Consider the following 10,421-nt stretch of genomic DNA (forward strand, 5'->3'; position numbering starts at 1 on the left):
ACCTCTGTCAGAGGCCTGGATAGGCAGACGATGAGGCTGTGTGCGAGATAGTCTTGCCGAATCATCCGGCGCAGGCTTGGTTTGAGCGTGATATGGATAAAAAAATCCCCGCCAATTGGCGGGGATTTTTGTTGGTGGCAAGCAACCGAATTAGATCATGATGCCGCCGAAGAAGAAGCCCAGCGCCACGGCGATGGCGATGGTGGCCACACCCGGGATGAAGAAGGGGTGGTTGAACACGGCTTTGCCGATGCGGGTGGAGCCGGTATCGTCCATCTCGACCGCAGCCAGCAGGGTCGGGTAGGTTGGCAGTACAAACAGGGCGCTTACGGCCGCGAAAGAGGCGATAGCAGTCAGCGGGCTGACGCCCAGGGCCAGGGCGGCCGGCATCAGGGCCTTGGTGGTGGCACCCTGTGAATAGAGCAGCATGGCGGCGAAGAACAGCACCACGGCCAGCAGCCAGGAGTACTGGTTCAGCAGGTCACCAGCGATGAGCTGGATGGTGTCCATATTGCCTTTCACGAAGACGTTACCCAGCCAGGCCACACCCAGTACGCAGATACAGGCGGACATACCGGACTTGAAGGTCGGCATGTTGGTCACCTGGGTCACGTCCAGTTTGCACACCAGAGTCATGATGGTGGCTGCGGCCAGCATGATGCCCATGATGGCGCCGTCGCGGGGGATCGGCGGGTTGGTGATCAGGCCCACTTTGCCGGAGATGGCAGTGGCGTAAGCCATGACGGCGACGATGGCGGCGATGAAGATCCAGACGGACAGTTTGGCATAAGGCTTGATTTCAAGCTGGGTAGCGCCACGCAGCTTGATGAGGCCCTTGGCCTTGCGCTCCAGATAGACTTCGTCCTGATCCAGCGGCTTGCCCAGCATATTGGCGACGAAGGCACCCAGGATACAGGCGATGAAGGTGGACGGGATACAGATGGCCAGCAGAGTCAGATAGTCAACGCCAAGCGGCTCCAGCATGCCGGAGAAGGCAACCACGGCCGCGGAGATTGGCGAGGCTGTGATGGCGATCTGGGAGGCAACGACCGCGATGGAGAGCGGACGGGAGGGGCGGATGCCTTGCTCCTTGGCCACTTCGGCGATCACCGGCAGGGTGGAAAACGCGGTGTGACCGGTACCGGCCAGCATGGTCATCAGGTAGGTGACCACAGGGGCGGCGAAGGTGATGTATTTGGGGTTTTTGCGCAGTGCTTTTTCAGCCAGGTGTACCAGGTAGTCCATCCCACCGGCCAACTGCATACAGGCAATGGCACAGATGACGGACGCGATGATCATGATCACGTCCCAGGGGATGTAGGATACCAGCTGATCGCTCGGGATCTGTACACCCAGACCCCAGGTCAGGACCAGTACACCCAGACCACCGGCGAAGCCGATGCCGATGCTGCCTATCCGGGCCCCCAGATAGATAGCGGCGAGTACGACAAGTAACTCGATTCCAATCATAGCGATAACTCCATTTTTAGTTTTTTGGTTTTTCTTTGGCAAAAGCCAATTCCCGATGGGACTGGGTGAGGCCGATCGGGAACTGACTTTAAATGGGCCGGGAAGATCCCGGCCCATGCTCGCTTATACGGTGGTTTCGCGGGTGAAACGCTTGGCCTTGTATTGCGGGTTCATCAGGTTCTCGATGGAGAGGATTTCATCCAACTGCTCGGCGCTCAGCAGACCACGCTCCAGTACGACTTCGCGTACGTTCTTGCCGGTCTGGGCACAGATCTTGCCGACGATGTCGCCTTCGTGGTGGCCGATGAAGGGGTTCAGGTAAGTCACGATACCGATGGAGTTCAGCACGTGGTTCATGCAGATTTCCGGGTTGGCAGTGATACCTTCCACGCACTTCTCGCGCAGGGAGATACAGGCTTTTTCCATCAGGCTCAGGGATTCGAACATCGCCTGACCGATCACCGGCTCCATGACGTTCAGCTGCAGCTGACCGGCTTCGGCGGCGAAGGTGATGGTGATGTCGTTACCGAATACCTTGAAGCAGGATTGGTTGACCACTTCCGGGATAACCGGGTTGACCTTGGCCGGCATGATGGAGGAACCAGCCTGCATTTCCGGCAGGTTGATCTCTTTCAGTGCAGTACGCGGGCCGGAGGAGAGCAGACGCAGGTCATTACAGATCTTGGACAGCTTCATGGCCAGACGCTTGATGGCGCCGTGCAGCATGACGTAGGCGCCGCAGTCGGAGGTGGCCTCGATCAGATCTTCTGCCGGTACGTAGGCACGACCGGTGATCTCGGCCAGACGCTGAATGGCCAGCTTGGAGTACTCGGGCGGAGTGTTCAGACCGGTACCGATGGCGGTGGCGCCCAGGTTCACTTCCAGCAGCAGTTCCTGGCAGCGTTTGATGGATTTAATCTCTTCGCGCAGAGTGACGGCGAAGGCGTGGAACTCCTGACCCAGGGTCATGGGCACGGCGTCTTGCAGCTGGGTACGACCCATCTTCAGGACTTTCTTGAACTCTTCAGCCTTGGCATCGAAGGCGGCGATCAGGTGCTCCAGGGCATGCAGGGTCACGTCGGTGCTGTTGACCACGGCGACGCGGAAACCGGTCGGGTAGGCATCGTTGGTGGACTGGCACTTGTTGACGTGATCGTTGGGGTTGATGACGTCGTAGCGGCCTTTCTCCAGACCCATCAGTTCGAGGGCGATGTTGGCCAGGACTTCGTTGGTGTTCATGTTGACGGAGGTACCCGCACCACCCTGATAAACATCGACCGGGAACTGGTCGAAGCATTTGCCGGTGTTCAGCATCAGGTCACAGGCTTCCACGATCTTGTCTGCAATTTCAGGACGGATGGTACCCAGCTCGCCGTTTGCCATGGCGGCCGCTTTCTTGGTCAGCACCATGCCGCGTACGAATTCCGGAACGTCAGATATCTTCTGAGAGCTGATCTTGAAGTTCTCGACGGCGCGCAGGGTGTGTACGCCGTAGTACATGTCGTTGGAAACTTCTTTGGTGCCCAGCAGGTCTTCTTCAATGCGGACGTTCTTGATGTCGCTCATTGTAATGCCTCAGAAATCAGATAAATGGAAAAAACCTCACCGAGTGGTCGCGAGTTCCTTGCGCACAGCTCATCCTGAAGCACCACACATCGAGTGGGGCGGTGGGGAGGATAACCTCCCGAATTACTGAAGAACATACTACTCCAATTGAGGTATCAATTATTAGAGATGGATCACTAATCTTTAGACATTTTCAAATTGCGTTGATGAAAGTACACATCTGTTGTGGCACATCTATCGCGCTGATTTTTATCAATTTAAAGACAGAATCGCTGATTTTTTATGACGTAGGTGATTTGGGGCTCAATGGCGAGACTTGAAAAAGCCTGAACTGGCCCCATTTATTCCGGGTAGAAAGTTGCGACAATGCCGACAGCAATCAGGCATTGCTCCGCCGTGCGGAGCGGCTTTCTCCCAATTTACCGAGCGTGGAGTTGATATGGGCAAGTTGTTTCTGTTGTTGGTGGGGCTGGTGGTACTGGAACTCACCGTGATGATCGAGGTTGGCGCCGTCATTGGTGCGTTGCCAACCGTCGGCTTGCTCATACTGACGGCAGTATTGGGCTCTTCCCTGGTGCGTAGCGAAGGGCTCAAGACCCTGTTCAGCGCCCAGCAAAAGATGCAGCAAGGCGAAATGCCGGGGCGCGAGGTGATGGGCGGCATGATGCTGGCGCTGGCCGGTCTGTTGCTGATCATCCCCGGGTTTGTCACCGACTTTTTCGGCATCCTGCTGCTACAACCCTGGCTGCGCAACAAGCTGGCTGACAAACTGATCGGCAGCAACCAGTTCCGGATGCAGATGGGTGGGTTCCAGGGTTCGCAACCGCTATTCGGTCAGGCCCCCTCTTCTGATGAACAGCCGGGACAGAATCATCGCGGTGGCACCACCATCGAAGGTGAATTCGAGCGCAAGGAGTAAGTCTCGCAGCAGGGGGCGTTGTGCGTCAGGGATTGCCCAGATGGCACAACGCCTCAAAGCGGTGGCGGGCATACCACCAGGCCAGTGAACCCGCCAGCAGGTTGGCCAGCAGTATTCCAAGATAGATCCCCTGTTCCCCCCCCAGCTTTGCCCCCAGCCAGGCCCCTGGCAACAAGAAGACAAACAGCCGCAGACCGTTGAACAGGAACGAGATACTGGATGCCCTTACGCCATTCAAGGCGGACGCCAGCAACATCACCATTCCCTGAAAGCCGTAACCGATGGGGACCAGATGCAGATAAAGGATGATGAGGCGCACCACTTGCGGATGATCGCTAAACAGCTTGGCAATCAGGGGCGCCAGCAGCCAGGTCAGGCCGTAAACGGCGAACTGGAACAGCAGGGCAAATCGCATGCAACTTTGTAGCGCCATTCTGGCTCTGGCAGGATTGCCTGCCCCGCAGTTTTGTGAAATGAAGGGGGCGAGCACCGAGGAGAGCGCCATCATCACGATTAGTAGCAAGGCCTCGACCCGTGACGCAGCACCGTAGGCGGCCACCACTTCGGTGCCCAGACCCGCAAAGATGGTCATCAACACGGCATTGGCCAAGGGATTGAGCATATTGGTAAAGGAGGCCGGCACGGCCACATGAAGCAGGGCCCGCCAGTGGGCGAGCAATCTGGGGCGAGCAGAGAGACGCCACAACAGTAACCCTTCCCGGTGACGCAATATATAGAAGCTGACCAGCATGGCCATCATCCAGGAGATGGAGGTGGCGATGGCCGCGCCCCGGATCCCCCACTCGGGGAAGGGACCAATGCCGAAGATGAGCAGGGGATCCAGTACCCCGTTGACCAGTCCTGCGACCGTCATCACCAGGCTGGGGGTCTTGGTATCCCCGGTAGCCCGGATGGCGGCGTTGCCCACCATGGGCAGTACCAGCATGGGAACAGTCAGGTACCAGATCAGCATGTAATCGTGGATCAGCGAAATCAGTTCGCGACTGGCGCCCAGCAGAGTGAAGAGGGGGTCTATGGTCAGGGCGCCGCCGATGGAGAGCAGGCTCACCATGGTTACCGCCAGAAACAGGCTGTCGGTGGTGATGCGTGCCGCCTCCTCATGCTTGCCTTGTCCCAGGGTATGGCCGATCACGGCGGACAACCCGGCCCCGAGCCCCATGGCCAGCGAGGTAACCACAAAAGTCACCGGAAAGGTAAAGCTGATAGCCGCCAGCGCCTGGGTGCCCAGCATGCCAATAAAGAAGGTATCAATCAGGTTGAAGGCCAGAATGGCGACGATGCCGAGGATCATGGGCCCCGTCATCCGGCGCAGTACGACTGGTGCGGGCGCTGTCAGCATGGGGTTGGTGTGGGTCAAGGGCTCGTCTCTACATCTGGCGTTGACGGTTCTGACATGAAAGAGACGGGTTGGCCGGTCCGTTCCATGGTGAGGGCACCGATGAACAATCGAAGGTGCTCATAGTACGTGAAAAAATTTTTTTTGTATTTGCCCTTGAAGGGTTAACAACTCTGCCCCACATCAGGGACATACCTGATTTGGCCCGGAACGGCCATTCCTCAAAGCAACAATGAGACTCATTTTGGGAGAGTTATCGATGAAAATTCGTCCACTGCACGACCGCGTCATTATCAAGCGCATCGAAGCTGAAGCCAAATCCGCCGGCGGTATCGTGTTGACTGGTACTGCGGCTCAGAAGTCCACCCGTGGTGAAGTGCTTGCCGTAGGGACTGGCCGGATCCTGGATAATGGCGATGTCAAAGCGCTGGCCGTCAAGGTCGGTGACAAGGTGATCTTCAACGAAGGTTACGGCGTGAAGACCGAGAAGCTGGATGGCCAGGAGGTACTGATCCTGTCCGAAACCGACATCCTGGCGATTGTCGAAGAGTAATCCATCCTCACTTTTCCCCGAATTGATTTAAGGATTGAAGAAAAATGGCAGCTAAAGACGTTAAGTTTGGTAACGAAGCCCGCATCAAGATGCTGGAAGGCGTAAACATCCTGGCCGATGCCGTCAAGGTCACCCTGGGCCCGAAAGGTCGCAACGTGGTGCTGGACAAGTCCTTCGGCGCCCCGACCATCACCAAGGACGGCGTCTCCGTGGCTCGTGAGATCGAGCTGGAAGACAAGTTCATGAACATGGGCGCCCAGATGGTCAAGGAAGTTGCCTCCAAGGCCAACGATGCCGCCGGTGACGGTACCACTACTGCAACCGTACTGGCCCAGGCCATTGTCAACGAAGGTCTGAAGGCCGTTGCCGCCGGCATGAACCCGATGGATCTGAAGCGTGGTATCGACAAAGCCGTCGTTGCCGCCGTTGCCGAGCTGCAGGCTCTGTCCCAGCCGTGCGCTGATGGCAATGCCATCGCTCAGGTCGGTACCATCTCTGCCAACTCCGACGAGAAAGTAGGCAAGCTGATTGCCGAAGCCATGGACAAAGTGGGCCGTGACGGTGTCATCACCGTTGAAGACGGTCAGGGCCTGGAAGACGAGCTGGCAGTGGTTGAAGGTATGCAGTTTGACCGCGGCTACCTGTCCCCTTACTTCATCAACAAGCAAGAAACTGGTTCCGTCGAGCTGGACGATCCCTTCATCCTGCTGGTTGACAAGAAAGTCTCCAACATCCGTGAAATGCTGCCGGTGCTGGAAGGCGTGGCCAAGGCAGGCAAACCCCTGCTGATCATCGCCGAAGACGTGGAAGGCGAAGCGCTGGCGACCCTGGTGGTCAACACCATGCGTGGCATCGTGAAAGTGGCTGCCGTCAAGGCTCCGGGCTTCGGTGACCGTCGCAAGGCCATGCTGCAGGATATCGCCGTACTGACCGGTGGTACCGTGATCTCCGAAGAAGTGGGCATGGAGCTGGAAAAAGCGTCCCTGGAAGATCTGGGCCGTGCCAAGCGCATCGTCATCACCAAAGAGAACACCACCATCATCGATGGCGTGGGTGATGCGAGCGTGATCGAGGGCCGCGTTGCTCAGATCCGCCAGCAGATCGAAGAGACCTCTTCCGACTACGATCGTGAGAAGCTGCAAGAGCGCGTAGCCAAGCTGGCTGGCGGTGTTGCCGTGATCAAGGTTGGCGCAGCCACCGAAGTCGAGATGAAAGAGAAGAAAGCTCGCGTTGAAGATGCCCTGCACGCGACTCGCGCTGCTGTGGAAGAAGGCGTGGTTGCCGGTGGTGGTGTAGCGCTGGTTCGCGTTGCGACCAAGCTGGCCGATCTGCGCGGTGATAACGAAGACCAGAACGTGGGTATCAAGGTTGCCTTGCGCGCCATGGAAGCCCCGCTGCGTCAGATCGTCATCAACGCCGGTGAAGAAGCATCCGTCATTGCCAATGCCGTCAAGAATGGCGAAGGCAACTTCGGTTACAACGCTTACTCCGAGCAGTATGGCGACATGCTGGCCATGGGTATCCTGGATCCGACCAAGGTAACCCGTTCTGCCCTGCAGTTTGCCTCCTCCATCGCCGGTCTGATGATCACCACCGAGTGCATGGTCACCGAACTGCCGAAGAAAGATGCTCCTGCCATGCCTGACATGGGCGGCATGGGTGGCATGGGCATGATGTAATCATTGCTCCCTGTCTGTTTGAGAACGGCTCGCCCAAGGCGGGCCGTTTTTTTATCTACGGCTAAACTGAGTCTGTCTGGATAACAACAAGAGCGAGGTTGATATGAAATTATTGGGATGGCTCCCTGTGCTGTATGTGCTGCTTGCACTCCCCGTCGCCGTGGCCGAGCCCCTCTCCGGTCCCGTGATCCTGAGCGTGAGTGGCAATATCAAGTCGACCGAAGATGTGGGGGGCAAGGTGCAGTTTGATTTGGCCAGGCTCCAGGCATTGCCGCAGCACGAGATAATAACGGGGAATCCATGGGTTGATAAACCTCACACCTATCGTGGTCCCAAGCTTTCTGATGTGTTGGCTGCGGTTGGTGCGGATGGCGACAACATTACCCTGACGGCGTTGAATAGCTATCAAATAGGTATCGAATGGAGCAAAGTGGCCAAGTATGATCCCATACTTGCATGGGAAGATGATGGGGTTGTGATGCGGGTGCGTGACAAGGGGCCCCTCTGGTTCATGCTGCCTCTGGATCAGTATCCCGAGCTGAAACGCTCCGAATATACCGATATGATGATCTGGCAGCTTGGTTCCATCGACATACAACACTGACAGCTGACGCGACAGGAGAAGGGGTGAAAGGAAAGACCAGGGCCTGGCCATTGCTCGTTATTCTGTACATTTCCATCCTGTCGTTCACCGGGAGCACGCTCTACAGCCTGATGCAGATCCAGAATGCGACGAGGGCGATGGAAAAATATACCTACGATGTCTCCTGGGCCCTGATGCAGTTGCAGCTGGAGTTGGGGCGGTTTCTCAATGCCGTCGAGGTGTATCATTATGGCGGGATTGATCACGATGCCCTCATGCTGCGCTATGACATTCTCTGGAGCAGAACCCCTATCTTGCTAAGCGGGCAACTGCGCAAAAGCATGCAGGACAAACAGAAAACCCTGCGTCTGGTGCAACTGATCGAAAGCAATATCCGCAGCATAGAGCCCGAGATTATTCGCCTCAAGAGTGGTGCTCCCAATTATCAGCAGATCATGATGCGCCTCTCTCCCTTGCAAGAACCCCTCTCTTATTCGCTCGCCTCAGTGATGCAGAAGAACATTAATATCTACACCGATAACGATCGCCATTTTGCTCAACTGCGTAATGCCCTGCTGTTGATGGTTTCCGGCCTGATTATTTCGGTACTGTTGCTTACTGCCTTGCTTATTTATGAAGGCCGCCGCCATTTCAGGGCGGCCAGACAGGATCCGCTGACCGGTTTATCCAATCGCGTGGCCTTGCTTGAACGAATGGAGCAGTATGCAACCCAGGAGGCACCGTTTGGACTCGTGCTGGTGGACATCAATGATTTCAGGGATATCAACAGCAAGTTTGGTTATGACACAGGGGATTACCTGTTACACGAATTCGCCAAGCGGATCCGCGTGTTGTGTGAGGAAGGGGAGTGGAGCTGCCGCCTGAGTGGTGATCAATTCGCCATTGTCCAGCGTGGCAGCAATGATCTGCGGCAGATAAGAGAGTTGGTGGCCCGTTTGTTACATGCTCTCAAGCAGAATATTGTATTCGATAACTATCCTTTTCGGTTGGATGTGGGGATCGGCATAGCGTTTTACCCCATGGACAGTGAAAAAACCCAGGAATTGCTCAGTTGTGCGGAACAGGCGCTGTTTCATAGCCGCAAGACCCATGTACCCTACGTCATCTATGACAGCTCCTTGCTCAATGAAACGGCACGGCGCAAGCATCTCGCCTCGGATATGGTTATGGCGCTTGAACACAATGCCCTGGAGCTCTATTACCAGCCTATCGTCAATCTTGATAGCGGCCGCTGTGAAGCCGTTGAAGCCCTGTTGCGTTGGCGACATCCGGAACTCGGCTTTATCCCCCCCAATGAAGTGATTCTGGTGGCCGAAGAGTTTCAGCTGGCCGAGCGGTTGGGCAGCTGGGTATTGAATACGGCCTGTGAACAACTATATCAATGGCATCAACTCGGATTAGTTGACCTGCAGATGTGCGTGAATATCTCCCCCGGCATGTATCAGCGCAATTTGCTCAAACTGGTTACCAAGGCATTGATGGATCATCACTTGCCAGCCAGCAGCCTGGTGTTGGAAGTCACTGAAGATACCACCATGCGGGAAGTGAAAAATTCGCTGCAGCTGATGCAAGATCTAAATCAACAGGGGGTATTGCTGGCGCTCGATGATTTCGGAACCGGCTACTCCTCACTGAGCTACTTGCAGAAGTTGCCAGTCAGCAAGGTGAAAATCGATCGCTCGTTTATCCAGGGGATCGATACGTCCATTGAAGCATCTGAACTGGTTGCCAACATTTGCAGGATGGGCTCCATGCTGGGCAAGAGCTTGGTGTGTGAGGGGATTGAGACGCAAGCCCAACTGGATGTACTGCGCTCTTTGACCGATACCCATTTATACGGACAGGGATATCTCTTCAGTCGCCCGGAACAGGCCGAAAAAATCTATCAAACCTTGCTGGAGATGGAGGAACTCTGGTTGGCGCGGCAACAACCGGAGGTCTCTTATATAAGCTGAGTGTGCCAGGTGTGCTTCTGTCTTTAAGGCGCGATGCGCTGATTTAGTACGAAGGTTGTTCTTTTTGGGTGTTATCTGAACGGTTGTTTGGGTTTATCAAAAAAATACGTAATTATCTCTTGTCAGCCGGAATTCACTCCCTATAATGCGCCTCCATCGACACGGCAAGCGGCAACGCAAACAGCCAAGTCGGTAGCATCGAAAAGCCTGTGAAAATAAGGCTTGACTCGAGAAGGCGGTTGAGTAGAATGCCACTCCCGCAGCGGCCAAAAGCTGCGTCGCTCTTTAACAATTTGAATCAAGCAATCTGTGTGGGCA

General features: G+C 55.9%; 8 protein-coding genes. 5 read left to right on the plus strand and 3 right to left on the minus strand.

What is annotated here, in order from left to right; translation table 11 throughout:
* Positions 1-150: 150 nt before the first annotated feature.
* Complete coding sequence (locus ACB034_RS20645) at positions 151-1,470, minus strand: anaerobic C4-dicarboxylate transporter (protein WP_042026579.1); 1,320 nt, start codon at positions 1,468-1,470, stop codon at positions 151-153.
* Between the two features lie 123 nt (positions 1,471-1,593).
* The gene (aspA, locus tag ACB034_RS20650) at positions 1,594-3,036 is read right to left on the minus strand and encodes an aspartate ammonia-lyase (protein WP_026457450.1); all 1,443 of its coding nucleotides are present in this window, start codon (positions 3,034-3,036) and stop codon (positions 1,594-1,596) included.
* Positions 3,037-3,475: 439 nt separating this feature from the next.
* Here aspA and ACB034_RS20655 point away from each other — a divergent pair, with 439 nt between their 5' ends.
* On the plus strand, positions 3,476-3,955 hold the full coding sequence (locus tag ACB034_RS20655; RefSeq protein ID WP_371173640.1) for an FxsA family protein: 480 nt from the start codon (positions 3,476-3,478) through the stop codon (positions 3,953-3,955).
* A gap of 25 nt (positions 3,956-3,980) precedes the next feature.
* On the opposite strand, the gene ACB034_RS20660 is transcribed toward ACB034_RS20655, so the two are convergent.
* A complete protein-coding gene (locus ACB034_RS20660) occupies positions 3,981-5,315 on the minus strand; it encodes an MATE family efflux transporter (RefSeq protein ID WP_371173642.1) in 1,335 nt (444 codons plus the stop codon).
* A 256-nt stretch (positions 5,316-5,571) separates the two neighbouring features.
* On the opposite strand from ACB034_RS20660, the gene ACB034_RS20665 reads away from it, so the two are divergent.
* From ACB034_RS20665 to ACB034_RS20680, 4 genes are all read left to right on the plus strand, one after another.
* On the plus strand, positions 5,572-5,865 hold the full coding sequence (locus ACB034_RS20665) for a co-chaperone GroES (protein ID WP_042026576.1): 294 nt from the start codon (positions 5,572-5,574) through the stop codon (positions 5,863-5,865).
* Positions 5,866-5,909: 44 nt separating this feature from the next.
* Positions 5,910-7,544: a chaperonin GroEL gene (gene groL, locus ACB034_RS20670; protein WP_026457381.1), complete on the plus strand. Its 1,635-nt coding sequence runs from the start codon at positions 5,910-5,912 to the stop codon at positions 7,542-7,544.
* Between the two features lie 103 nt (positions 7,545-7,647).
* A complete protein-coding gene (locus tag ACB034_RS20675; RefSeq protein ID WP_371173641.1) occupies positions 7,648-8,148 on the plus strand; it encodes a molybdopterin-binding oxidoreductase in 501 nt (166 codons plus the stop codon).
* Between the two features lie 23 nt (positions 8,149-8,171).
* Entirely contained in the window at positions 8,172-10,103 is a 1,932-nt protein-coding gene (locus ACB034_RS20680) for a bifunctional diguanylate cyclase/phosphodiesterase (protein WP_042073415.1), read from the plus strand.
* Positions 10,104-10,421: the final 318 nt, after the last annotated feature.

Source organism: Aeromonas sp. S18(2024) (genome assembly GCF_041402525.1).
GTDB lineage: Bacteria > Pseudomonadota > Gammaproteobacteria > Enterobacterales > Aeromonadaceae > Aeromonas > Aeromonas enteropelogenes.